Source organism: Thermostichus lividus PCC 6715 (assembly GCF_002754935.1).
In the GTDB taxonomy this organism is placed as follows: domain Bacteria; phylum Cyanobacteriota; class Cyanobacteriia; order Thermosynechococcales; family Thermosynechococcaceae; genus Thermosynechococcus; species Thermosynechococcus lividus.
The window spans coordinates 1,361,734-1,385,012 of the sequence record NZ_CP018092.1 but is presented as its reverse complement, the minus strand read 5'-3'; the positions used below and the strand labels follow the sequence as shown (position 1 = coordinate 1,385,012).

17 protein-coding genes and 1 tRNA gene are annotated in these 23,279 nt (G+C 53.3%); 8 read left to right on the top strand and 10 right to left on the bottom strand.

What is annotated here, in order from left to right:
* Nucleotides 1-4: 4 nt before the first annotated feature.
* The 5 genes from BRW62_RS06985 to rpoB all read right to left on the bottom strand — a co-directional run bounded on the left by BRW62_RS06985 (nucleotide 5) and on the right by rpoB (nucleotide 12,442).
* Nucleotides 5-2,029, bottom strand: coding sequence for a BamA/TamA family outer membrane protein (locus tag BRW62_RS06985; RefSeq protein WP_227517290.1), 2,025 nt, complete (start codon nucleotides 2,027-2,029; stop codon nucleotides 5-7).
* 149 nt (nucleotides 2,030-2,178) lie between these two features.
* Complete coding sequence (locus BRW62_RS06980) at nucleotides 2,179-2,760, bottom strand: thioredoxin family protein (protein ID WP_099798851.1); 582 nt, start codon at nucleotides 2,758-2,760, stop codon at nucleotides 2,179-2,181.
* A 397-nt stretch (nucleotides 2,761-3,157) separates the two neighbouring features.
* Nucleotides 3,158-7,150 carry a DNA-directed RNA polymerase subunit beta'' gene (locus BRW62_RS06975; protein WP_099798850.1) on the bottom strand — a complete coding sequence of 1,331 codons (3,993 nt, stop codon included), beginning with the start codon at nucleotides 7,148-7,150 and terminating at the stop codon, nucleotides 3,158-3,160.
* A gap of 19 nt (nucleotides 7,151-7,169) precedes the next feature.
* On the bottom strand, nucleotides 7,170-9,038 hold the full coding sequence (locus BRW62_RS14625; RefSeq protein ID WP_099798849.1) for a DNA-directed RNA polymerase subunit gamma: 1,869 nt from the start codon (nucleotides 9,036-9,038) through the stop codon (nucleotides 7,170-7,172).
* 71 nt (nucleotides 9,039-9,109) lie between these two features.
* Complete coding sequence (gene rpoB, locus BRW62_RS06965) at nucleotides 9,110-12,442, bottom strand: DNA-directed RNA polymerase subunit beta (RefSeq protein ID WP_099798848.1); 3,333 nt, start codon at nucleotides 12,440-12,442, stop codon at nucleotides 9,110-9,112.
* Between the two features lie 458 nt (nucleotides 12,443-12,900).
* On the opposite strand from rpoB, the gene BRW62_RS06955 reads away from it, so the two are divergent.
* A complete protein-coding gene (locus tag BRW62_RS06955; RefSeq protein WP_099798846.1) occupies nucleotides 12,901-13,437 on the top strand; it encodes a DUF2062 domain-containing protein in 537 nt (178 codons plus the stop codon).
* On the opposite strand, the gene BRW62_RS06950 is transcribed toward BRW62_RS06955, so the two are convergent.
* Nucleotides 13,397-14,116, bottom strand: a complete 720-nt coding sequence (locus BRW62_RS06950; RefSeq protein WP_099798845.1) for a peptidylprolyl isomerase — start codon at nucleotides 14,114-14,116, stop codon at nucleotides 13,397-13,399. The genes BRW62_RS06955 and BRW62_RS06950 overlap by 41 nt on opposite strands.
* Before the next feature lie 328 nt (nucleotides 14,117-14,444).
* Here BRW62_RS06950 and BRW62_RS06945 point away from each other — a divergent pair, with 328 nt between their 5' ends.
* Nucleotides 14,445-14,780, top strand: a complete 336-nt coding sequence (locus BRW62_RS06945) for a carbon dioxide-concentrating mechanism protein CcmK (RefSeq protein ID WP_099798844.1) — start codon at nucleotides 14,445-14,447, stop codon at nucleotides 14,778-14,780.
* 125 nt (nucleotides 14,781-14,905) lie between these two features.
* On the opposite strand, the gene BRW62_RS06940 is transcribed toward BRW62_RS06945, so the two are convergent.
* On the bottom strand, nucleotides 14,906-15,181 hold the full coding sequence (locus tag BRW62_RS06940; RefSeq protein ID WP_099798843.1) for a hypothetical protein: 276 nt from the start codon (nucleotides 15,179-15,181) through the stop codon (nucleotides 14,906-14,908).
* Between the two features lie 270 nt (nucleotides 15,182-15,451).
* Between BRW62_RS06940 and glcD the strand changes: the two genes are divergently transcribed.
* The 3 genes from glcD to BRW62_RS06925 are packed head-to-tail and all read left to right on the top strand — an operon-like array spanning nucleotide 15,452 to nucleotide 18,317.
* Complete coding sequence (glcD, locus tag BRW62_RS06935; protein ID WP_099798842.1) at nucleotides 15,452-16,915, top strand: glycolate oxidase subunit GlcD; 1,464 nt, start codon at nucleotides 15,452-15,454, stop codon at nucleotides 16,913-16,915.
* Complete coding sequence (gene cobW / locus BRW62_RS06930; RefSeq protein WP_099798841.1) at nucleotides 16,915-17,931, top strand: cobalamin biosynthesis protein CobW; 1,017 nt, start codon at nucleotides 16,915-16,917, stop codon at nucleotides 17,929-17,931. Before glcD ends, cobW begins: the two co-directional genes overlap by 1 nt.
* Nucleotides 17,932-17,933: 2 nt before the next feature.
* Nucleotides 17,934-18,317, top strand: a complete 384-nt coding sequence (locus BRW62_RS06925; protein ID WP_099798840.1) for a hypothetical protein — start codon at nucleotides 17,934-17,936, stop codon at nucleotides 18,315-18,317.
* Here BRW62_RS06925 and BRW62_RS06920 read toward each other — a convergent pair.
* The 3 genes from BRW62_RS06920 to BRW62_RS06910 form a co-directional block, all read right to left on the bottom strand.
* Nucleotides 18,318-18,390, bottom strand: a tRNA-Trp gene (locus BRW62_RS06920). It abuts the gene before it with no gap.
* 14 nt (nucleotides 18,391-18,404) lie between these two features.
* Complete coding sequence (gene rplS, locus BRW62_RS06915) at nucleotides 18,405-18,767, bottom strand: 50S ribosomal protein L19 (RefSeq protein WP_099798839.1); 363 nt, start codon at nucleotides 18,765-18,767, stop codon at nucleotides 18,405-18,407.
* Nucleotides 18,768-18,819: 52 nt separating this feature from the next.
* Complete coding sequence (locus BRW62_RS06910) at nucleotides 18,820-19,419, bottom strand: Maf family protein (protein WP_099798838.1); 600 nt, start codon at nucleotides 19,417-19,419, stop codon at nucleotides 18,820-18,822.
* Between the two features lie 118 nt (nucleotides 19,420-19,537).
* On the opposite strand from BRW62_RS06910, the gene BRW62_RS06905 reads away from it, so the two are divergent.
* From BRW62_RS06905 to BRW62_RS06895, 3 genes are read left to right on the top strand one after another with little or no spacing between them, the layout of a single operon-like run.
* Nucleotides 19,538-21,514 (top strand): long-chain fatty acid--CoA ligase, encoded by a 1,977-nt coding sequence (locus BRW62_RS06905; RefSeq protein ID WP_099798837.1) that lies wholly within the window; start codon nucleotides 19,538-19,540, stop codon nucleotides 21,512-21,514.
* A gap of 5 nt (nucleotides 21,515-21,519) precedes the next feature.
* Nucleotides 21,520-21,966, top strand: a complete 447-nt coding sequence (locus tag BRW62_RS06900) for a YlqD family protein (protein ID WP_099798836.1) — start codon at nucleotides 21,520-21,522, stop codon at nucleotides 21,964-21,966.
* 59 nt (nucleotides 21,967-22,025) lie between these two features.
* A complete protein-coding gene (locus BRW62_RS06895; RefSeq protein ID WP_099798835.1) occupies nucleotides 22,026-23,270 on the top strand; it encodes a dihydrolipoamide acetyltransferase family protein in 1,245 nt (414 codons plus the stop codon).
* Nucleotides 23,271-23,279: the final 9 nt, after the last annotated feature.

Here is a 23,279-nt window from a genome sequence, read left to right as displayed (position 1 = left end):
CCTCCTAGAAGCGTTCACCAATGCCGAAACTAAAGGCATTTCCCCCTTCATTGTTCCAGCCGAAGTCCACCCGCACATTCCCCAAGGGAGTGTTGACCCGCAGACCTGCACCATAGCCTAAGCCTTCACCGGGTTTGCCCCGCACAATGCCGGGTTGACCGGGCACACTGGACTGGGTGCCTAGCAAACTGGCACCATCAAAAAATAGGGCACCACCCACAATATTGAAAATGGGAAAGCGATACTCCACGGTGCCCTGCACAAAGGCACGCCCCGATCCAATGGCTCCCTCTTCCCAACCACGCACCGAGTTTGCCCCACCAATCGTAAAGGACTCGTAGGGGGGTAAATCACCGAAGATATTCCCTGCTTGGATGTTAAATGCGAGGGTTTGCGGCCCCTCAATTCTCAAGAAATTCACAGGAATATAAAAGCTGTAGCTACCACGGACAGGGCTCATCAAAATATTGCCTGCCCCCAGCGGCAGCGACTGATCTACCCCCAAGCGAATGACTTGGCCACTGGTGGGTCGCAGCACGTCATTGCGTAAATCTCGCAAAATGGCTGCTTGCACTGTAAAGAGGTCGTTAAAGCCGCGGCAAACCCCATTATCCGGAAAGGTTAAGCAATTTCCCAACTTATCTGTGTCAAAGCGAACGAAGCCCCCATCCATCGAGGTAACCCGCTGGTACTGTAGCCCCACCGAGCCAGTCCAAGCGGTGCGCACTAAATCCCGATCTTTAGTAAAGGGGCGTGTAAAGAAGATCGCTGACCCCAAACGGTTAATTCGGGGAAGGTCACCGTTGGGCAGAGGGACATTAATTGGGCCATTACTAAAGGTATAGGGAACGTTTAAGCGGTTGAAGGCACTCACGGTATAGGAGGTGCGATAGGGATCCCCTTTAATCCAAGGATCGGTAAAATTCACATCAAACAGGAATTCCCCTTCGGTACCCCCCTGTGCCTCAACACCAAACTTCCAGTTGCGGCCAAAGAGGTTATTTTGCTGGAACGCTACAGTACCAAACAGCCCTGCTGCTGAACTATAGCCTGCCCCAGCAGAAATGCTACCGGTGTTGCGTTCTTTGAAGTTGAGGATCAGATTAACTTTGCGCGGGTCTTGACCAGGCTCGAGAGCAACCTGTACATCTTCAAACAAGCCGAGTTCAAATAAACGGCGCAAATCCCCTTGGACAACATTTTGGTTCAAAACCACACCGGGCTGGGTGTCCATTTCGCGGCTGATGACAAAATCTCGGGTGTGCTGGCGTGTGGGTTCGCCATCTTTATTCAGAAAGCGGTAGGTTACTGCTTCGACCACCCCTTCGGCCACCTGTAGCGTGACGACGCCATCGGGATCCACTTGGGGGGTACCCACGACCTGACCCAAAATGTAGCCATTGTCTTTGTAAAAGGCATTAATTTGCTCAATGCCTTCTTGCAATTGCTTCAGGTTAATATTGCGACCCACTTGGGGGGCAAAAATTTCACTGACGCGCTCTTGGCTGAGGACTTGGTTCCCGGCTACCTGAACAGCACGCAAAATAGGATAGGGGCGCACCACAAATGTAATGCGTACCCCAAGAGGTGTGTCGCTGGGCTGGGCATTGACATCCGCAAAGAAACCGGTTGCAAAAATGGCGTTGGTGTCCTGCTGGAGTTGACTGCGAGTGGCAGTGCCTCCCGGACGGGTGGTGATCACCTGATAGACCAGTTGCTCGAGTTCGGGGGTTGCCCCTTCCACCACCACTTCAGCAATGAGAACTTGGGGTTCGTCAGCGGCAGGTTGGCTGACAGAGGGCGGTGGCACTGCCGGTGTGGACGTAGTGGCGGGAGGCTCTGCTTCTGGGGTAGGGGTTGGCTCAGGTGGTGGGGTGACTGCTGGTGGCGCGGGCGTATCTTGGGCGTGTACAGCCGCTAGACCAACGGTGCCAAGGGCAATTGCCCCCGCCGTGATGGCCATGGTCACGGTTTTGAGAGCAGCCGCCACAGGCAGCATTGGCAAAAGGGGAGAAGGTTGCTTTTTCACTACACACACCCAAAAATTAGTCGCGTCAACACAGCAGAACCCTTGGCATTGATAATACCAGTAGGGTGATGACTGACAAGCTGGTGTAAAAGTGCCACCGTTGTCTATTTCATCATGCCCAAACCAGCATCAATCAACTAACGCCATTGTTAACCGTAGTAGGCTGGTTCGTTCCCCGGTTTCCACTTGATATTACAGCCCAGACTTGGTTTTTGATCCTCGCTGGGGGTGCCACCGCTTAAAACAGTGTCAATTGCCTGCCGCAGGTCTTTGCCGGTCACTGGTGCATCGTTGCGGGGGCGGCTATCGTCTAATTGCCCACGGTAAACCAGTTTGCGATCGCCATCGAAGAGGAAGAAGTCTGGGGTGCACGCCGCGGTATAGGCCTTAGCAGTTTCTTGACTCTCGTCGTAGCACAGGGGAAAGGTAAACCCCAATTCCATTGCCATGGCCTTGAGGGAGTCGGGGGCATCATCTGGGTAAGCGGCTGCATCATTGGCGCTGATCGCCACAATACCCAAGTCACTGTCTTTGTAGTCCTGTCCCAGTCGAGCCAGTTCCTTTTCGACATGTTTGACATAGGGGCAATGGCGGCAGATAAACATCACCAAGAGCGCCTTTTTCTCGGCAAAGGTACCCAGGGAAATGGTTTGTCCGGTCACCACATCGGGGAGTTGAAAGTCGGGTGCTGGGGTACCCAAGGCCAGCATTGTGGATTCTGTTCGTGCCATAGAACCTCCTGAAGATCGCCTGTCAATGGCGAAAGCGTGACAAATTGTAAAGTTTTACAAATTAGTAATATCGTCCCTAGTGTACTCTTTTGTGGTTGCAATCAGGGGGTGTTGATTGCCAGTTTGAGCAACGCAGGGCTAGCCTACCTGCGCGTCCTTGTCCTGAACTCTCGTTTATAACTCTCGGCTAGGGAAGTTACTAATATGTTGAGACTCCCTGCACCGCAAGGAGTCTCCATTACTTGAACAAGCAAGAACTGCTAGGGCGGTTTACAAGCGCTGCCACTGCTTGGGCGTTTTTTGCGCCGTTGGAATCAGCGCCACCCTGCCAGCCCCAATGATCGCACGTGAATTGCTTCCTACTCCGATGGGACGTGGCGGCTTGGCTGAATGAGCATCAATCGTCGTCTTCGTCATCCTCATAATCATCCTCAAAGTCATCGTCATCGAGGTCATCCCCGATCAGCTCATCCTCATCATCGAGGTCGTAGCTAGATGCCACACGACTGGAACGGGAGCCAGTAAATTGCTGGACAACGTGAGATGCCGTTTCATCGTCGATTAACACATCTTCGCTCAAGTCTGCGCTAGGGCGCGGCACTGGTTCAGGTTCAGGCTCAAAGGTTACGATGTGGGTGCGACCAGAGCGATCTTCACTCTCCTCAAACCCTTCTTCCTCGCCATTGGCAGTGTCTTCATAGCTATTGAAGCCCGTGCCAGCCGGAATAAGACGACCAATAATCACATTTTCCTTGAGACCCCGTAGCCAATCCGATTTACCCTCAATGGCAGCTTCAGTCAGTACCCGCGTTGTTTCTTGGAAACTGGCGGCGGAAATGAAGCTATCGGTATTCAGCGAGGCTTTGGTAATGCCCAATAGAACAGGGGTGTATTGGGCAGGGGCACCGCCGGTTAGCGCCATGGGTTCATTGGCCTGCTCGGCTTGACGCAGGCTCATCATTTCCCCAGCAATGAGGATGGTATCTCCGGCATCATCGATGCGCACCTTGGCGGTCATTTGCCGCACCACCACTTCGATGTGTTTGTCGGAAATTTCAATCCCTTGGGTAAGGTACACCGACTGCACTTCGTTGACTAAGAAGGCTTGAACTTTTTCCAAGCTAATTTGGGCTGCTTTCAATAGGCCTTCGGGTTTGTAGTATTCAAAGTAAATAGAGAGGATGTCATGGGGATCAATTGGGCCATCGGTGAGCGGATCGCCAACATTGACTTTTTGCCCATCCACGACAATTGGGTTTTGCCCCGGCAGCATCGGGTACTCTTGGATAGCACCATCTTCTTCGATAACCTTGAGATCAACGGTGTCATCGTTGCTGTAGGTCACTTGGCAGGTGCCTGGGCGGATGGCTAGAATGCATTTTTCCTTGGGATGGCGAGCCTCCAACAGTTCCTCAATCCGTGGCAGACCCTGGATAATATCGCCGGTTTTCGCCCGCTCAAAGACCAAGAGGGCAAGGTTATCTCCCCGCTGCACCAAGTCACCGTCTTCGATCTGCAAGACTGCCCCCGGTGAAACAAGGTAGGGGCGTGCTAACCGCAGCACAACGTGATCGCTGGCAACCTCCATGACGGCAGCGGTTTCAGGACACTCAACCCCTTTGGCAATTTCATCTCCCGGACGTAAGAGATCGCCAACCTGCACGCTGACGGGGTTCCCGTTGGTATCAATGCGGAGGAGATCGTCCTCGGTAATGACTAAAATACGGCGGACTGACTCACCACTGCGGAGAATTCCCTGTACCTGCCCCGCCTGCTTGGCGTTGATGGCCGTACGGGCAATGACAGCCCCCGGCTCGATATGATCGCCGTCTTTTACTAGCAGGGAGGTGAGGGTGCTGCCTTGGGTTTGGTCAGCAGAGACATCCCGCCGAATTACCAAGGATTCCAAAATAACCAGTTGTAGCCGTTGTGCCCCACTGTCGGACTCGTCAGCAACAATTTCAATATCTGCCGCCAACTGTGGTGCTTCGCTGCCAATTTCAAGGACGAGTTGTGTCCGCAGCAGATCGACCCCGTCGACGGATTTGACCCGCTCATCATGCTTATAGGGAAGGCGTTGGACTGCCCGCAGGCGAATAGATTGACCAGAGGCATCACTGGAATCTTGGCTAGGCACCGATGGCTCATCAGGCACGCTAAACTCTTGCACAGGGCGCAGGAGCACTGCCGGTCCTTCAGGGCTATCTTCAAGGTAGTCCACTTGACAGAGGGACTCGGCAACCAACCCCGGCAAAATTTCAGTTCCCGGATAGGCAAGGGTGCCGTGCTTCAGTCGTGCTGCTTCAGGATCATCCACCAAGTGGAGGTCTCCGGGCTTAATGATAATTTCCCGTAAAATGTCATTTTTTTGGATGACTTCCACAACGCCGCTGTTTTGGCAGAAGATGTCCTTGACGACTTCGGTGCCCGCTTCTACGTACTGGCTGTCCTCCACTAACAGCAGGGAAATATCCTTGTTCACTTCGTGGGTTTCCTCGGGCACCCACAGGAGTGTGCCGCCCTTGAGCACTTCGTAGCCTTGTTTGGCTTTCCCTTTTTTCGCCACTTCAATGCCGGCGTACTTGAGAATACCGCCAGTCGGCGTATGGTAGCGATCGTCAATGAGTTCCGCGACAACTTGGCCATTGGCCACCTTTGTACCCGGAGCCGCCTTTAGGGAAAAGCGTTGACCCGCAGCCGTTTCAATGATGTAGTGCTCGCGGCCTTGATGCGTTTCTTTAAGCACTTTGGCTTTGTCCAGCATCACCGAGGCGGTAATAATTTCAACTTCACGGCCACTTTTACTTTCCTGCTGCTCTGGCAGGCGGACAACCCCACCGTGTTCAGTTTTAACAGTAGTTTCCGCAAGCACCGCCCCCGCCTGAATAGAGTCGCCATTTTTGACGACAGGCTCGGCTCCGGGAGGAAGGTTATACACTTCGCCGGACAATACCCAGATTAATCCTCCTTTGGGGGCAACCCGGGTGGTGGTGCCTTGGCGATCGCGCTTCTCTTCTGCCTCAAGATTGACAAACTTCACTTGACCTGCGAGGTCAGAGGCCACGTCCTTGGTGACTTTTTCGGTGGACTTGCGCACACTGCGGGAGGTCTGGGCAACTTCCGCTAGCAATTGCCCCGCTGTCACCTGTTCGCCATCTTTGACTAAGAGAACTGACCCTTGCGAAACGTCAAACTCTTGGCTGCGCTGTCCAGCTTTGACACTCAACTTGCCGGAGGTTTCCACTAAGAAGGCATCCTCTCCATGGCGGGTGCGGAAGGGACGCACACGGAGTTTTTTGCCATACTCTACCGTTCCGGCAAAGGGAGACCGCTCTTGCCGCGCCACTTCGCCAGTAAATACACCGCCGGTGTGGAACGTGCGCATCGTTAACTGCGTGCCAGGCTCCCCAATCGACTGAGCGGCAATAATCCCGACGGCTTCCCCCATATCCACCAGTTGCGCGTGGGCGAGGCTCCAACCGTAGCACAGACGGCAGACGGAGCCGGTGGCTTCACAGGTCAGGGGCGATCGCACCGCAACCTCTTCAATGCCTGCTTTGACAATAATTTTGGCTAATTCAGCAGAAATGGGTTGATTTTTAGCTACAAGAACCTCACCGGTTTCTGGATGGCACACATCCTTAAGAGCCACTCGCCCCAGCAAGCGATCTTCAAGAGCCAGCACCTTGTCGCCTACAGTCATACTGCGCAGGGTAATACCGCGCTCAGTCTCGCAGTCCTCTTCACGGATAATGACATCCTGAGAAACATCCACCAGTCGCCGCGTCAGGTAACCTGAGTCTGCCGTGCGCAGAGCCGTATCCACCAGCCCCTTACGGGCACCGTAGGAGGAGATAATGTACTCCGTAACCGTCAACCCTTCTCGAAAGTTCGTTTTAATCGGCAAGTCAATGATTTCCCCTTGAGGGTTAGCCATTAGACCACGCATCCCCACCAACTGTCGGACTTGGGAAAGATTTCCCCGTGCTCCCGAAAAGGCCATCATATAGACGGAATTGAGCACATCTGTATTCCGGAAGTGACGCACCACCTCGTTTTTGAGTTCTTCATTGGTGGTATTCCAAGTGTCAATGACTTTTTGGAAGCGCTCTACTTCGGTAATTTCCCCGCGAGAGTAGCGATCCTGAGCGGTTTTGATTTCTTTTTCGGCAGCTTGGAGCAACTCTTGTTTTTTCGGCGGCACCAAGAGGTCATCAACGCTGATGGAGACACCTGCGCGGGTGGCATAGCGAAAACCCAAATCCTTGACCTTGTCGGCCATTTCCGCTGTGCGGGCAGTGCCAAAGTGGCTGAAAGACCACGAAATTAAATTCCGCAATCCTTTTTTGTCAATGATGCGGTTAAAGAAAACAGGGGTCGTCTCAGTCATGGTGATGGGGTCTCCCAAATTAACTGGCTAGGGCTTCTTGAATGGTTTGGTTGTAGATAATACGACCGGGGGTGGTGCGGATGTACTGAGAAATGAGTTGACCATTGGCATCTTCCTTGACCCGCCGCAGGGCATACTCCAGTAATCGTGAGCCGTCACTGTGGGTGGTCACCGTTGGCTCACTGGTATCGCCATCATCCACAGCGCCGTCGTAGCGAACCCAGACAAAGGCGTGTAGCGGTAACTTGCCTTGTTCGTAGGCCATGACAACGTCTTGAAAGTTGGCATAGTAGCGATCGCCATAGTCCGGTAGCTTTGGATTTTCCGCCGTCAAGTAATAGCAGCCGAGCACCATATCTTGGCTAGGCGTAATAATGGGCTTACCCGTTGCTGGCGAGAGGATATTGTTAGACGCCAACATCAGCATCCGTGCTTCCGCTTGGGCTTCAATGGAGAGGGGAACGTGAACCGCCATCTGGTCGCCGTCAAAGTCAGCGTTAAAGGCCGGACACACCAGTGGATGCAGTTGAATCGCCCGACCCTCCACCAGAATCGGCTCAAAGGCTTGAATCCCTAAGCGGTGAAGTGTTGGGGCGCGGTTCAGCAGCACCGGATGCCCATCAATGACTTCTTCGAGCACATCCCAAATCACCGGATCATTGCGCTGGATCATGCGCTTGGCGGCCTTAATGTTATTGACAATCTGCTGGCGAATCAGCCGATGAATCACGAAGGGCTGGAATAATTCAATGGCCATTTCCCGGGGCAAGCCACACTGGTGCATTTGCAGATTTGGCCCCACCACAATCACCGAGCGACCAGAGTAGTCCACCCGTTTTCCAAGCAGGTTTTGACGAAAGCGTCCCTGTTTGCCCTCAATAATATCGGAGAGGGACTTGAGGGGGCGATTATTGGCACCCACCACCGTGCGACCCCGGCGGCCATTGTCAATCAGTGCATCCACGGCTTCCTGGAGCATCCGCTTTTCATTCCGGACAATAATTTCTGGTGCCAGAATTTCCTGCAAGCGGGCAAGGCGATTATTACGGTTAATCACACGCCGGTAGAGATCATTGAGGTCAGAGGTGGCAAAGCGTCCACCATCTAACTGCACCATGGGGCGCAAATCCGGCGGAATCACTGGAATGACCGTGAGCACCATCCACTCCGGCTTAGCTCCTGTGGCAATAAAGTTGTCAATCACCCGCAGGCGCTTAATGAGCTTGGCGCGTTTCTGGCCTTTACAGTTAAGAATTTCTTCCCGCAATTGCTCTGCTTCTGCGGGCAGATCCAAATCCTGTAAAAGACGTTGAATGGCCTCAGCACCAATACCGACCTCAATATCTTCAAGTTCGGAATCTTCGCTGTAGATCTGCTCTTCGATCTCTTGCCACTGGTCTTCGCTGAGCAGTTGCTTATAGGTCAAGTTGGGATGATTGCCGGGGTTAAGCACCACATAGGAGTTGAAATAAACAATTTGCTCTACATCCCGCAGCGGAATGTCAAGGAGAATGGCCATGTAACTGGGAATTCCCTTGAGATACCAAACATGGGTCACAGGGGCGGCCAGCTTAATGTAGCCCATGCGGTGCCGCCGTACCCGAGATTCCGTGACTTCCACACCACAGCGTTCGCAGACAATGCCGCGATGCCGCACGCGCTTGTATTTACCGCAGTGACACTCCCAATCTTTTGCTGGCCCAAAAATGCGCTCACAAAAGAGACCGTCCATTTCTGGCTTGAGGGTGCGGTAGTTAATGGTTTCTGGCTTTGTGACTTCACCCACGACTTGACCGTTGGGCAAGGTGCGCTCTCCCCACTGGATAATGCGTTCCGGTGAGGCGAGAGACACTTTTACATAGTCAAAGCGTTGCTCGATTCTGGGCATAAACTCACGAATCCTCTGGCAATAAATAGGTTAAAGGGAGAGGCAAAAACTCCCCCCACGTAGCTGTTGATCTAGGGAGTGGTGACACTGTCTTTTTCTTCAAAGTCATCCCCTTGCAAGGACTCAAATTCGATTGTGGGACGCACAGGGGTACGCCGTGGACTGACATCCACCATCAGATCCACTTCGGGGTCTGGCTTGGTCTCGCCATCGTCATCAAAGCTGGGAATACTGGACTTACGCACAGAAATATCCAGACACAGGGATTGCAACTCCCGCATCAGCACCTTAAAGGACTCTGGGGTGCCCGGTCGCGGAATGGATTGACCTTTGACGATGGCGTTGAGGGCTTCATTGCGCCCCTGCATATCGTCAGATTTAACGGTGAGCAGTTCTTGCAGAATATAGGCGGCGCCGTAGGCTTCCAGTGCCCATACTTCCATTTCGCCAAAGCGTTGCCCTCCCTGCTGTGCTTTGCCACCAAGGGGTTGCTGGGTCACGAGGGAGTAGGGGCCAGTTGAGCGGGCATGAATCTTGTCATCGACTAAGTGCACTAGCTTGAGCATGTAGGCCATCCCCACCGTGACGGGGCGATCGAAGGGTTCACCGGTGCGGCCATCATAGACCACCATTTTGCCCGGATCCGCAGGATTAAAGACCCAATCTTGACCTACTTTTTCTTTGGCTTCTTGCAGTTTGGCATGCACGGTTTCGCGAGATTTTTCCTTGCCGTGCATTTCGTCAAAGGGGGTGATCTTAAAGCGCCGCCCTAAACATTCACCCGCCCAGCCCAGCAAGCACTCATAAACTTGGCCGACGTTCATCCGCGAGGGCACCCCCAAGGGATTGAGGACAATATCTACCGGGCGACCATCTGGTAAAAAGGGCATATCTTGCACCGGTAGAATTCGAGAAATAATCCCTTTGTTACCGTGGCGACCCGCCATCTTATCGCCGACTTGGATTTTGCGTTTTTGAGCCACATAGACCCGCACCACCATATTGGCGCCCGGGGGCAGTTCATCTCCCTGCTCGCGGGTAAAGACGCGCACATCAACGACACGGCCTTTTTCACCGTTGGGTACCCGTAGGGAGTTATCCCGGACATCCCGTGCTTTTTCACCAAAAATGGCTCGCAGCAGTTTTTCCTCCGGTGGTTGATCCGACTCGCCTTTGGGGGTAACTTTGCCCACCAGAATATCCCCCGCTTCAACAAACGCGCCGACGCGGATAATGCCGTTTTCGTCCAGTTGCCGCAGGGCATCTTCTGAGACATTGGGGACTTCGCGGGTAATTTCTTCGGGGCCAAGTTTGGTTTGCCGCGCCTCGATTTCGTATTTTTCAATGTGAATGGAGGTATAGACATCCTCCTGCACCAACCGCTCGCTGATGAGGATGGCATCTTCGTAGTTGTAGCCTTCCCATGGCATGTAGGCCACAAGAATGTTTTGCCCCAAGGCCAGCTCGCCTCCCTCGGTGGCTGATCCATCGGCAATGACTTGACCTGCACGGACGCGATCGCCCATGAAGACAATGGGGCGTTGATTCAAACAGGTGTCTTGGTTGGAGCGTTGGTATTTTTGCAAGGTGTAGGTTAGCTCGCCGCCGTTGTCGGTTTTGATGCGGATTTGGTTGGCATCCACATAGGTCACGACCCCATCCGTTTGACTGAGGATGACCATCCCCGAGTCACGGGCAGCTTGCGCCTCCAAGCCGGTACCCACCAAGGGACGGTGCGATCGCAGCAGGGGAACCGCTTGCCGCTGCATGTTAGACCCCATCAGAGCGCGGTTGGCGTCATCGTGCTCAAGGAAGGGAATCAGGGAAGTGGCCACTGAAATAATTTGCACTGGCGAGACTGCCACATAGTCCACCTGATCGGGTGTGGTGGTGGTAAAGTCTTGGCGATAGCGCACAGGTACCACATCCCCAAGGATGTAGCCGTTTTCGTCGGTGGAGACATCTCCGGGTGCCACCCGCTTATCATCCTCTTCGTCTGCCGTCATGTAAATGGGGGGCTGATCTTTGAGGACTCGTCCCTCTTTCACCGGATAGAAGGGCGTTTCAATAAACCCGTACTCATTGACCCGGGCATGGGTGGCCAAGGAGCCAATTAGACCGGCGTTAGGGCCTTCCGGGGTTTCGATCGGGCAGATGCGACCATAGTGGCTGGGGTGAATATCCCGTACCGCAAAACCAGCGCGCTCCCGTGTCAGCCCACCTGGACCTAGGGCACTCAAGCGCCGTTTGTGGGTTAGCTCTGCTAGGGGATTGGTTTGATCCATGAACTGCGACAGTTGACTGGAGCCAAAGAACTCCTTAATTGCCGCCACTAGGGGCTTGGGATTCACCAACGAAGCAGGGGTCAAGGAATCGGTATCGGAAACCGTCATCCGTTCGCGAATAATCCGCTCGAGGCGGTTCAAGCCCACTCGCACTTGGTTCTGGAGCAGTTCTCCCACCGAGCGAACCCGACGGTTCCCTAAGTGGTCAATGTCGTCAATACTACCAAGGTCAAATTCCAAGTTAATGAGATAGTCAATGGCCGCCAAAATATCCTCTGGGGTGAGAATCCGCACCGAGTCAGGGATATTCAGTTGCAGCTTGCGGTTGAGCTTATAGCGACCCACACGGCCAAGATCGTAGCGCTTGGGGTCAAAGAAACGGGACTCAAGTAACTGCTGACCGCCAGAAACGGTGGGTGGCTCCCCGGGGCGCAGTTTTTTGTATAGCTCAATGAGGGCATCTTCTTCGGTGAATTTACCCTCTTTTTCAACGGTTTTTTGGTAGTACTCAGGGTGACGTAGCCGTTCGCTAATTTCGCTGTCACTTAAGCCCAAGGCTTTGAGAAGCACGTGAGCCGATAGTTTACGGGTTTTGTCAATGCGCACCCACAGGAGGTCATTTTTATCGGTCTCAAATTTTAGCCATGCTCCGCGGTTAGGAATAAGGCTGGCATTATAGGTGCGGCGCCCATTTTTGTCCGTTTCAGACTTGTAATAGACACCGGGGCTGCGCACAATTTGGTTGACAATGACCCGCTCAGCACCATTGATAATAAATGTGCCACGGTCGGTCATCAGGGGCAGATCCCCAATGAAGACATCCTGATCAATAATGTTGCCGTTTTCTTTGTTAATCAAACGGGTCGGGACGTACATTTGCATTGAATAGGTGGCATCCCGACGTTTGGCCTCATCTACTTCATACTTGGGCTGCTTCAGTTTGTAGTCTTTGGCTAAGAAGTGCAGCTCAATTTTGCCCGTATAATCCGTAATAGGTGAGAAACTCTCTAGTTCTTCAATTAGCCCTTCTTCAAGAAACCATCGGAAGCTGGCCCGCTGAATCTCGACAAGGTCTGGCAAGGTAAAAGCGGGTGGCGTGTAAGTCTGGTTACTAGCCATGTATATCCTCTAGAGGGTATCGCTAAAACGCGGATCTTGCATCCTAAGACATTTGTGGTAACGCTGTCAATAACAGACAGCAAAAAGTCTCCACACAGCCCTTGTGCTGCTGGAGAATTGGTGTCATGACTAAGGGGGGCGAAAAAGACGTTGACACGTGTCACTATTGCGCTGGCAAGCCGCTTACCTAGGAGCATAGCACAGAAGTGTACGGCAAATGGGCTTAAGGGTTATTGTTGACGAGATTGTAATGTACAGTGGCGACGAATCAGCAACTGGACGTAGTCTTGGCTGTCTTGGCGCTACTTCAGAGGCGTGCAAGCAGACGGGATCAATCAAGCGCCTAGGGCACAAGAAGAGAAAGAAATTCTCTGCTATGGTGGAAAGTGGGGTTTCGTAAACCCGTACCGCCTACACAGCGGGGTAGTTAGTTCATTTCAAGCTCTACCGAGAACCTTATGGTGCCGTTGCCCTTGTTTGAGCATCCACGCCGCTTCCGCTGGCAGCAAAACTTACGACGGTCGGTTCGTTATTACTATTTACGTCTGATGCGCTCCCATGGGAGTACTGAACATGTGGCACGGGGGCTGGCAGCCGGTGTGTTTGCTGGTATGTTGCCTCTGTTTGGTGGCCAAATGATTATTGCTGTTGGCTTGGCACTTCTCCTGAGGGGGAACAAGCCCCTCGCAGCACTTGCAACTTGGGTCAGTAATCCCTTTACCTATGTGCCCCTGTTTTGGTTCAACTTTCAAGTGGGCTGGTGGCTGTTGGGTCAGCCATCCCTAGTGTTAACAGGCGTGGACTCTTGGGCATCAGTGCTTGAGCAGGGGGGACAAATGGCTACTATTCTGATGTTTGGCAGTGTTTGGGTGGGGGTTGTTGCTGGCTTGCTCACCTATAGCCTTTGCTTGCGGCTGTTGCCCACCCTCCGCCAACGCTTTCGTCGGCGATCGCTTATGGCTGCTGTAGATGCTCCAGCCCCGCCACGACTTTAGCAGACTGGATGCGATCGCCCATTTGGATACTGTCCACCACATCCATCCCCTCTGTAACATAACCAAAGACAGCATAGTTGCCATCCAGAAAATCGAGTTGTTGCAGCGCAATGTAAAATTGCGCCGAGGCGGAATCCGGCAATTGCGATCGCGCCATCGCCACTGCGCCGCGGGTGTGATTGAGTTGCGGTGATACCTTGCCTGCCTGACTATAGGTAGGAGTGCTACTGCCTTTGCCTAAAATTTCAAGGGGAATGTAACGGGGGCGATTTGTCTTTGGATCAATAAATGAGCCAGTGCCGTACAGTTGGGGTGACACAGTCGGATCAGTGCTTTGCGGGTCTCCCCCTTGCACCACAAACGGCTGTGGCTCGCGCACCACGCGGTGAAACACAGTGCCATCGTAAACACCGCGATTGACAAGATCAACGAAGTTGCCAGCCGTAATGGGTGCTGCGGCACCATTGACCTGAATGGTAATTGGGCGATCATTAACGGTGATCACTACGGTGGCATCACCATTCAGTCGAGGTAAATTTGCCATAGATGTATTACTTTGTGCTCCAGGAATCGAACTAGTGTCAGCAACCGAAGAGAGAGAGGCACAACTCACGAGGAATATAACTGCCAGCAATGCAACTAGCCGTGGAAAGAGTGTGCTTAGATGCAAATATCTCATCGTTAAACCACAAATTGCTAACCTTAGTTCATTATGGGGCTGAGGGGACACGTCTTGGCAGATTGGGAGGGTAACGTCAACGCATCAGCAAATCTGATTCTGGTAATAACCATCTGTAATGGTTACTCCAGATCTGGCTTATGTGTGGGTACAGAGGAAATGGTATGCTGAGCTTACACTGCCGCGCCTAAACCCTAAGACATCGCACGTATAAGAGGGGGCGTCTCGTTCAGTCCATCCCCTTAATACCTGACGAGGCTGGCCTAGTCTTGGGGTCAGGCACCTCACAAGCGAGTGTAACCGTCTTTTTTGTGTAGGAGCTGCATTCATGCCCATTGCCGTTGGGATGGTGGAAGTGCTAGGTCATCCTCCCGCGTTGGCTGTTGCTGATGTGATGGTCAAGGCTGCCCGGGTCACCCTTGTAGGGTATGAGCGTGTGAGTGGGGCGCGGCTGACAATTATTGTTCGTGGCGATGTGTCAGAGGTGCAAATTGCGGTTGCGGCTGGTGTAGAAGCAGCCAAACGGATTCCTGCCGAAAGCCCTAAGGAGAAAACTCTGTATCTGTCTTCAACAGTGATTCCGCGACCGGATCCAAATCTGGAAGCGATTTTTCCAACGATGTGTTTTCAGTTTGGGGATGGTTGGGAGCAGTTTCTAGTCTAATGCAGTAACCGACAGAGGAACGAGTGCTGGCGATCGAGACTGGGCTTGTGTGTAACAGGCCAACTGGACAGTTCTGGGTGATTGATTGGCGCCTCTATAACCCCGATAGCGACGGGCACAGTCAGTTAGACCACGTCAGTGATATGCGCAAAGGCGTAGTTAACAGCAAGCAGTGACCGTTGCGCATCGTCTGGATCAATCGTGTTGACGCGGTTATCCCAGTTGGCAGTGGGGTGAACATCTACAAAACGATTACTGAAGTTGCGCTCAGCACCAACGGATGGGGCACGAACCCCGCCAAAGCCACCACCAAAACCACCGCGTGGCAAAGCAGATGCCGCTGAAGCAGTGCTCAAAATCACTAAGATCGGCATGAGGGGATGGGTGAGGTGTTGGCTCATGTTCTAAAAGCTCGCTACATGGAGGGTATAGGGGGTATAGGTTGTAATGTATCACTTGAAAATTGGCAGCTTTAGAGAAATTCAGCAACTCTTAACAGTGAGCGGAACCAAGGGTGATAAATTTTTACGCTCTTGAGGGGATGTCTCCCGTCACAGCCACTTAGCAAGGGACGTTCCGAGGCCAGCCACCTCAGAGCACTCATTGAGACTCATTGAGGATGTCTGGGGCTTCTGGCACAATAGATAGGGTCAGCCAACGCTGGGATGCCAATGAACACACTGGTGCAAACCACTCCATGGCAACGCATTACAGAGGAACTGCTGCTCATTGTCGGCAGTAGCGGACTAATCACTGATGAGTCGGAAAGCTTGGTGTATGAATGCGATGGCCTAGCCATATATCGCCAACGGCCAAAGTTAGTGGTTCTGCCCACCACTACCGAGCAGGTGGCGGCTATTCTTAAGGTATGCGATCGCTACCGTGTACCCTTTGTGGCTCGCGGTTCAGGAACGGGGCTATCGGGTGGTGCCTTACCGCTGGCCGATGGCATCCTGATTGTTACCGCCCGCATGAACCAAATTCTGGACGTGGATCTAGCGAATCAGCAAGTTGTTGTCCAGCCTGGGGTCATTAACGCTTGGGTTACCCAAGCTGTTGCCGATCAGGGCTACTACTACGCACCGGATCCCTCAAGTCAGATTATTTGCTCCATCGGTGGCAATGTCGCAGAAAACTCTGGTGGGGTTCACTGCTTAAAATATGGCGTAACCACTAACCATGTCTTGGGACTAACGGTCGTCTTGCCCAATGGTGAGATTGTTGAACTGGGCGGAGCTGTGCCAGAGATGCCCGGTTACGATCTGACGGGTGTGTTTGTTGGCTCTGAGGGAACCTTGGGAATTGCCACGGAAATTCGCCTGCGGGTTCTGAAGCAAGCGGAGGCGATCGCCGTCCTATTGGCAGATTTCACCACAATTGAAGCAGCAGGGGAAACGGTCTCTGCCATTATCCGTGCTGGCATTATCCCCGCTGGGATGGAAATTATGGATAACCTCAGCATCAATGCGGTTGAAGACGTAGTGGCGACCAATTGCTATCCCCGGGATGCTGGGGCGGTGCTTTTGGTGGAAGTGGATGGCCTAGAGGCAGAAGTGCCCGTCCTCCAAGAGCGAGTGTCACAGATTTGTTATGCTCAAGGGGCGCGCCACGTCAGGATTGCTACCGCCGCCGAGGAACGCCTACGCCTCTGGAAAGGTCGCAAAGCCGCCTTTGCTGCTGCGGGTCGCCTGAGTCCGAACTATTTTGTCCAGGATGGCGTGATTCCCCGCAGTCAATTAGCCACCGTTCTTAAGGAAATTGAGCAACTGAGTCAGCGCAGCGGCTACCGCATTGCCAACGTCTTCCATGCGGGGGATGGCAACTTGCATCCTCTGATTCTTTACGATCAAGCCGTGCCCGGTGCCCTTGCTGAGGTCGAAGCTCTTGGAGGGGAAATTCTCAAGCTCTGTGTGCGCTTGGGAGGAAGTATTTCCGGCGAGCATGGCATTGGTAGTGACAAAGCCTGTTTCATGCCTGAAATGTTCAGCCCAGCGGATCTAGAAACCATGCAGCAGGTGCGCTCAGCCTTCGATCCGAAGCGGCTCGCCAATCCGGAAAAACTGTTTCCAACCCCGCGCACCTGTGGCGAAGGGGCACACCACGTCAACGCCTACCCACAGGTTGAGGTCTTTTAATGGCGGCAAAGATTCCTGTAACGATCATTACTGGCTTTTTAGGTAGCGGCAAAACCACTCTGATTCGTCATCTGCTCAGCCATGCCCAGGGCAGACGGATTGCGGTGATTGTCAATGAGTTTGGGGATGTGGGGATTGATGGCGACCTGCTAGAGTCGTGCTGTACTGAAACGGCTGGGATCTGGGAGCTGACTAACGGCTGTCTGTGCTGCACGGTACAGGATGAGTTTCTGCCAACGATGCAGGCGTTGCTGCAACGGCGGCAGCAAATTGACCACATTGTCATTGAAACCTCCGGTTTGGCATTACCCAAACCCTTGGTGATGGCGTTTCGTTGGCCAGAGGTACGCCATGCTGCCACGGTAGATGGCGTGGTGACGGTGGTGGATGGACTCGCCTTCGCCGCTGGACAAGTGAGTGCCGATGTGGAGGCACTGTTTGCCCAAAAGGCCGCAGATGAGAGTCTGCAGCACGATGACACGCCTCTCGAAGAACTCTTTAGCGATCAGCTGGCCTGTGCGGATTTAGTGATCCTGACCAAGACCGATCAACTGGCGGCAGGTCAACCTCAGCACCTTGTTGAGAGCCTGCAAGCCCAACTGCCCTCGCGCATTAAGGTCATTGCGGCTAGCCACGGGCAGGTGCCTACAGAGTTACTTCTTGGGTTTAATGCAGCGGTTGAGGAGGATTTAGGGCAGCGACCTAGCCACCACGATGGTGAGGCGGAGCATGATCATGATGAGGAGATTGCGGCGGTTTGCCTAGAGATGGGATGTTGCGACCTCAATGGTTTACGCCAGTCCCTTGAGCGCCTGTTAAAGGAACCCGACATCTACCGCATCAAGGGCTTTGCGGCAATTGAGGGGAAGCCGATGCGACTGGTGGTGCAGGGGGTGGGTCAGCGGTTGGAGGTGTTCTACGATCGCCTGTGGCAGCCCCACGAATCCCGGCACACGCGATTGGTGGTGATTGGCAAGGGGATTGATCGCCAAGACTTGGTCTCGCGGCTGATGTAAGCGTGTTTTACAATCGCCACGAACAACTCCTCGGTGGCGAGGGCACTCAGCAGTGTTTACCCAGTGATATGCTCCAACTCACCGTGGGCGATCGCTTGGTGATTTTAGCAACGATTCAAGGACTGCGGCGGATTGAACAGGGAGCATTAGCACCGCGGCGATCGTGGCGACTCTGGCTAGATGCCCCTCGCAATACTGAAGTTGCCTTAGAAATCGGCAACTTAATTACTAAAATTACTGGCCTACCCCTGCCGCGATCGCGTGCCTTTATTGAGCAACTCCCTGCCGCTATTACCTTGGAACTTTATGAGCAGCAAGCCTATCGCCTCGCTCAGCAGTTACAGAACCTTGTTACCTTACGCTTATACCCCTGCGTAAAAAATTAACGCGCCCTGGAGGACTCGAACCCCCGACATCCGGTTTTGGAGACCGACGTTCTACCAACTGAACTAAGGACGCAAGACTAAAGGTATTTAAAGTGGCCGATCAAATCGTGCTTTGATCCGCGCTGCTTTACCCACCAAATTGCGCAGGTAGTAGAGCTTCGCCCGCCGAACTTTACCCCGCTGCACTACCTTAATACTATCAATTCGCGGTGAGTGCAGTAAAAAAACCCGCTCAACACCCACGCCTTGAAAAACGCGCCGAACCGTGATAGAGCGGTTGATGCCACTATTGCGCATGGCAATGACATCCCCTTCGTAGGGCTGAACCCGCTCTTTGCCACCTTCTTGAATTTTCACCCCAACCCGGACGCGATCGCCCACATGAATCACGGGCAAGTCATCTTTTAGTTGCTCCGCTTCAATTGAGCGAATAATGTCTTGGGCGTTCATGACAGTTCCTTAACTCGCAATCTCTTAGCATAGGTCAATTCGACAGCATTGTCTAGATGCATGGGGGGCGAAAATCCGTCAGGGCATACCCCATACGAGCCAGCATCCGCCGCAGCAAGGGCAAGCTCAGGCCAATGACGTTACTAGGGGTGCCAATGATTTTTTCCACAAAGGCTCCCCCTCGGCCATCCAAGGCAAAGCAACCAGCACAGGCCAAGGGTTCACCGGACATCACATAGTCCGTAATTTCCGCATCGCTCACCTGCGCAAAGGTGACCTGGGTCGTTTCCACGTCAACGCTAGTGTATCCGTGAGTTACATCGATGAGGGCATGCCCCGTTAATAGCTCGCCAGTTTGACCGCGCATTCGCTGCCAACGGGCGATCGCCTCTGCCGCTGAAGCGGGCTTACCATAAATGTTGCCATCCATCACCAGCACGGAGTCACAGCCTAGAACCACCGCAGGGGGTGGGTAGGTGTGGGCAATGGTCTCCGCTTTACAGCGTGCCAACAGGCGCACCAGTTCTGTGGGGGTTGTTGCCTGAATCACTGATTCATCAAAATGGCTGGGCTGGACAATCGGCTCGATGCCAATTTGTTGCAACAGTTGACGGCGAGCCGGGGAAGCAGAGGCAAGCACAAAGGGCAGCATAGTTCTTCAGTAAAGCAAGGCACACCAACATGTATAGTTTCGCATTGAAATTCCTGAAACTGCGTTAGCTACGGCATTGACGATTTATTATCTTTATGAGGCATCTGGAGGGAGGGAGATGACGACGGCAGCCTATACTTATACTCCGGTGACGGGATTAGTGGGGGATGCCTCGCTACCGGATCACTTTTTACCCTACAAAACTCTCCAAGCCCTGCCGGAACTCTGGCCATTGTTGGCACAGCGCCATGGAGACGTGATTGCCCTCGATGCCCCCTACGAAGATCCCGCAACCTGCATTACCTACAGTGAACTCTATCAACGCATTCAACGCTTTGCGGCAGGACTGCAAGCCCTAGGGGTTATACACGGCGATCGCGTTGCCCTGTTTGCCGACAATAGCCCCCGCTGGCTGATTGCCGATCAGGGAAGTATGATGGCCGGTGCCATTAATGTTGTCCGCAGTGGCACTGCCGACGCGCAGGAACTCCTTTATATTTTGCGCGATAGCGGCTCAACCCTCCTATTAGTGGAAAACCTTGCCACCCTGCAAAAGTTGCAGGCGGGGTTAGCGGAAACAATGGTTAGAACGGTTGTGCTGCTCAGTACAGAATCCCCAGAACTGGAGGGGTTCGCCCTACGGCTATTAAACTTTAGCCAAGTGTTTCATGAAGGACAGTACGGTACGGTGCGCACAGTGGCGATCGCCCCGACGGATCTGGCAACCCTGATGTACACCTCCGGCACCACGGGTCAACCCAAGGGGGTTATGGTCACCCACGGTGGTCTGCTGAGTCAGATTGTGAACCTCTGGGCCATTGTGCAACCCAATGTTGGCGATCGCACCTTGAGTATTTTGCCCATCTGGCACGCCTACGAGCGGGTGGCAGAGTATTTTTTATTTGCAGCGGGTTGTACCCAAACCTACACCAACTTGCGCCACTTCAAAAATGACCTCAAACGTTGTAAACCCCACTACATGATTGCCGTGCCCCGCATCTGGGAAGGGTTTTACGAAGGGGTACAAAAACAACTGCGGGATGCCCCCGCCAAGAAGCGGCGACTGGCACAGTTTTTCCTCAGTGTGGGTCGCCAATACGTTCTACAACGGCGGCTTCTTACGGGACTGAGTTTAACCAACCCCAACCCAACCGGCTGGGAAAAATTTGTCGCACGGCTGCAAACAGCGCTGCTGAAGCCCCTATACCGGCTTGGCGAAGCGAAGGTGTACCGCAAAATCCGTGAGGCCACCGGCGGTGAAATTAAGCAAATCATTAGTGGTGGGGGTGCCTTGGCTCCCCACTTGGATACCTTTTATGAAGTGATTGGTCTAGAGGTTTTAGTTGGCTACGGCCTCACTGAAACAGCCGTTGTCTTAACAGCGCGGCGTTATTGGGCCAACCTGCGGGGGTCGGCGGGTCGCCCTATTCCCGATACTGCCATTAAAATTGTTGACCCAGACACCAAAGCTCAGATGGCATTTGGCCAAAAGGGGTTAGTACTGGCCAAAGGGCCGCAGGTGATGAAAGGCTACTACAACAAACCTGAGGCAACTGCGCAGGTTCTAGACAGCGAGGGCTGGTTTGATACGGGGGATCTGGGGTATTTGACGGCCAATGGCGATCTGGTGCTAACGGGGCGGCAAAAAGACACAATTGTTCTGAGTAACGGTGAAAATATTGAGCCTCAACCGGTGGAGGATGCCTGCCTGCGCAGTGCCTATATTGATCAGATTATGTTAGTGGGGCAAGACCAAAAAGCCTTAGGTGCCTTGATTGTCCCGAATCTAGACGCCCTAGAGCAGTGGGCTACCGCCAAAGGGTACCGCCTGCAACTCCCCGATCGCCCCAGTCCCCAGGGAGTTGGTGAACTCATCACCCTTGAGAGTAAAGTGGTTCAAGACCTGTACCGCCACGAACTGCTGCGGGAAGTGCAAAACCGTCCGGGCTACCGCCCTGATGATCGCATCGCCACATTTCGCTTTATTCTCGAACCCTTTACTATAGAGAATGGCCTGTTAACCCAAACCCTAAAAATTCGCCGACATGTCGTGAGCGATCGCTACCACGATATGATTAACGGCATGTTTGAGTGACGTACATGACAGATCCTATGGACACTAAACTGCTCCTGCGGCGGCAAATTTCAGTCAAAGCAGTCGTAACCCCCCTTTGGAAAGAAGATGCCCAGCGGCAATTACAGGCGCAACTCAATCAAGTTGACATTCAAATTCAACAATTAGACTTGCAGTTGCAGCAAGTGATAGGCGAGCTGCGCAAAACTGGGGAAGCCCAAGACTTAGTCAATGCCCGCATCCAAGAGGTACAGGCCCAAGCCAACAACCAGAAAGCCCAACTCTTGCAGCAGAAAAATACTATCCTACAGCAATTGGATCAAGTACAACGCCTAGAAGACGGGCAGGAAGTCGATCAGGGTCAAGTCGATAATTTCTTTTACGTCACCAAAGGGGATAACCTGATCCAAAAAATGCAAGTGGAAATTTTGATGCGCGATGGTGTCATTGAAGAGATTCGCGGCACCCTCTAGCCTAAGCTTAATGTTTGAGTCATCACCCATCATTGCCGAAGAACAAGGATACAGCCTCTATGATTCGTGAACTGTTTATGCCCGCTTTAAGCTCCACCATGACAGAAGGCAAAATTGTCTCGTGGCTCAAGTCCCCGGGCGATAAGGTAGCCAAGGGCGAAACGGTCTTAATTGTTGAATCTGACAAGGCTGATATGGATGTGGAGTCGTTCTATGACGGCTACTTGGCGGTGATTACAGTGCCCGCTGGTGAGACCGCTCCTGTTGGCTCCACAATTGGTTTAGTGGCGGAAACAGAAGCGGAAATTGCAGAGGCAAAAGCGAAGGCACACTCCGCCACTCCGGCCAGCACTCCCACAGCAGCCGCCGTGAGTAATGGCAGCCCGCAGACCAGTTCAGCCCCTGTAGCGGTTGCCACTGTCCCTGCGGCGCGGGTTGTGGCTTCCCCCCGTGCCCGCAAGTTGGCGAAAGAGCATAACATTGATCTGAAAACCCTGAAGGGCACAGGTCCCAGGGGGCGGATTACCGCAGCAGATGTGGAAGCACTCATCGGTACAGCACCTGCACCCGTTGTTGCGCCTGCGGTGACCTCATCGCCTATGGCTGCTCCCACCGCCCCTGTGGTGGCCAAGGAGGATCTGGTGCCCCTGACCACACTGCAAAATGCGGTCGTGCGGAATATGGTTGCCAGCTTGGCGATTCCAGACTTCCATGTGGCTTACACCATTACCACCGATGCCTTGGATCGGCTCTACCAGCAGATTAAGTCCAAGGGGGTGACGATGACAGCACTCTTGGCCAAGGCGATCGCCCTAACGCTGCAAAAGCACCCCATTATGAATGCGTACTATACCGAGCAAGGGATTCAATACCGGCAGGACATTAACGTAGCGGTGGCGGTGGCCATGCCCGGTGGCGGTTTGATTACTCCTGTGCTGAAAAATGCCGATCAGATTGATATTTATACCCTTTCGCGCACTTGGAAAGACCTTGTGGAGCGCGCTCGGGCTAAGCAACTGCAACCCGAGGAGTACAACAGCGGTACCTTCAGCCTCTCTAACTTAGGGATGTTTGGAGTTGATAGTTTTGATGCCATTCTCACGCCTGGGCAAGGCGCAATTATGGCGGTGGGTGCCTCGCAACCCACGGTCGTGGCCACCGAGGAGGGTCTGTTGGGGGTGAAGCGGCAAATGAAGGTGAATATCACCTGTGATCATCGGGTGATTTACGGTGCCGATGCAGCGGCCTTTCTACGGGATTTAGCAAAGCTAATTGAAACAAACCCCCAAGCCTTGACCCTCTAAACCCATTGC

Bases quoted from the DNA above. Each gene is read 5' to 3' on its own strand.
- BRW62_RS06910 (WP_099798838.1), bottom strand. From the start codon at position 19,419: ATGCTGCCCTTTGTGCTTGCCTCTGCTTCCCCGGCTCGCCGTCAACTG.
- BRW62_RS06980 (WP_099798851.1), bottom strand. From the start codon at position 2,760: ATGGCACGAACAGAATCCACAATGCTGGCCTTGGGTACCCCAGCACCC.
- BRW62_RS06895 (WP_099798835.1), top strand. From the start codon at position 22,026: ATGATTCGTGAACTGTTTATGCCCGCTTTAAGCTCCACCATGACAGAA.
- BRW62_RS06900 (WP_099798836.1), top strand. From the start codon at position 21,520: ATGACAGATCCTATGGACACTAAACTGCTCCTGCGGCGGCAAATTTCA.
- BRW62_RS06950 (WP_099798845.1), bottom strand. From the start codon at position 14,116: ATGAGATATTTGCATCTAAGCACACTCTTTCCACGGCTAGTTGCATTG.
- BRW62_RS06905 (WP_099798837.1), top strand. From the start codon at position 19,538: ATGACGACGGCAGCCTATACTTATACTCCGGTGACGGGATTAGTGGGG.
- BRW62_RS06975 (WP_099798850.1), bottom strand. From the start codon at position 7,150: ATGACTGAGACGACCCCTGTTTTCTTTAACCGCATCATTGACAAAAAA.
- BRW62_RS14625 (WP_099798849.1), bottom strand. From the start codon at position 9,038: ATGCCCAGAATCGAGCAACGCTTTGACTATGTAAAAGTGTCTCTCGCC.
- rpoB (WP_099798848.1), bottom strand. From the start codon at position 12,442: ATGGCTAGTAACCAGACTTACACGCCACCCGCTTTTACCTTGCCAGAC.
- BRW62_RS06955 (WP_099798846.1), top strand. From the start codon at position 12,901: ATGGTGCCGTTGCCCTTGTTTGAGCATCCACGCCGCTTCCGCTGGCAG.
- rplS (WP_099798839.1), bottom strand. From the start codon at position 18,767: ATGAACGCCCAAGACATTATTCGCTCAATTGAAGCGGAGCAACTAAAA.
- BRW62_RS06945 (WP_099798844.1), top strand. From the start codon at position 14,445: ATGCCCATTGCCGTTGGGATGGTGGAAGTGCTAGGTCATCCTCCCGCG.
- BRW62_RS06940 (WP_099798843.1), bottom strand. From the start codon at position 15,181: ATGAGCCAACACCTCACCCATCCCCTCATGCCGATCTTAGTGATTTTG.
- glcD (WP_099798842.1), top strand. From the start codon at position 15,452: ATGAACACACTGGTGCAAACCACTCCATGGCAACGCATTACAGAGGAA.
- cobW (WP_099798841.1), top strand. From the start codon at position 16,915: ATGGCGGCAAAGATTCCTGTAACGATCATTACTGGCTTTTTAGGTAGC.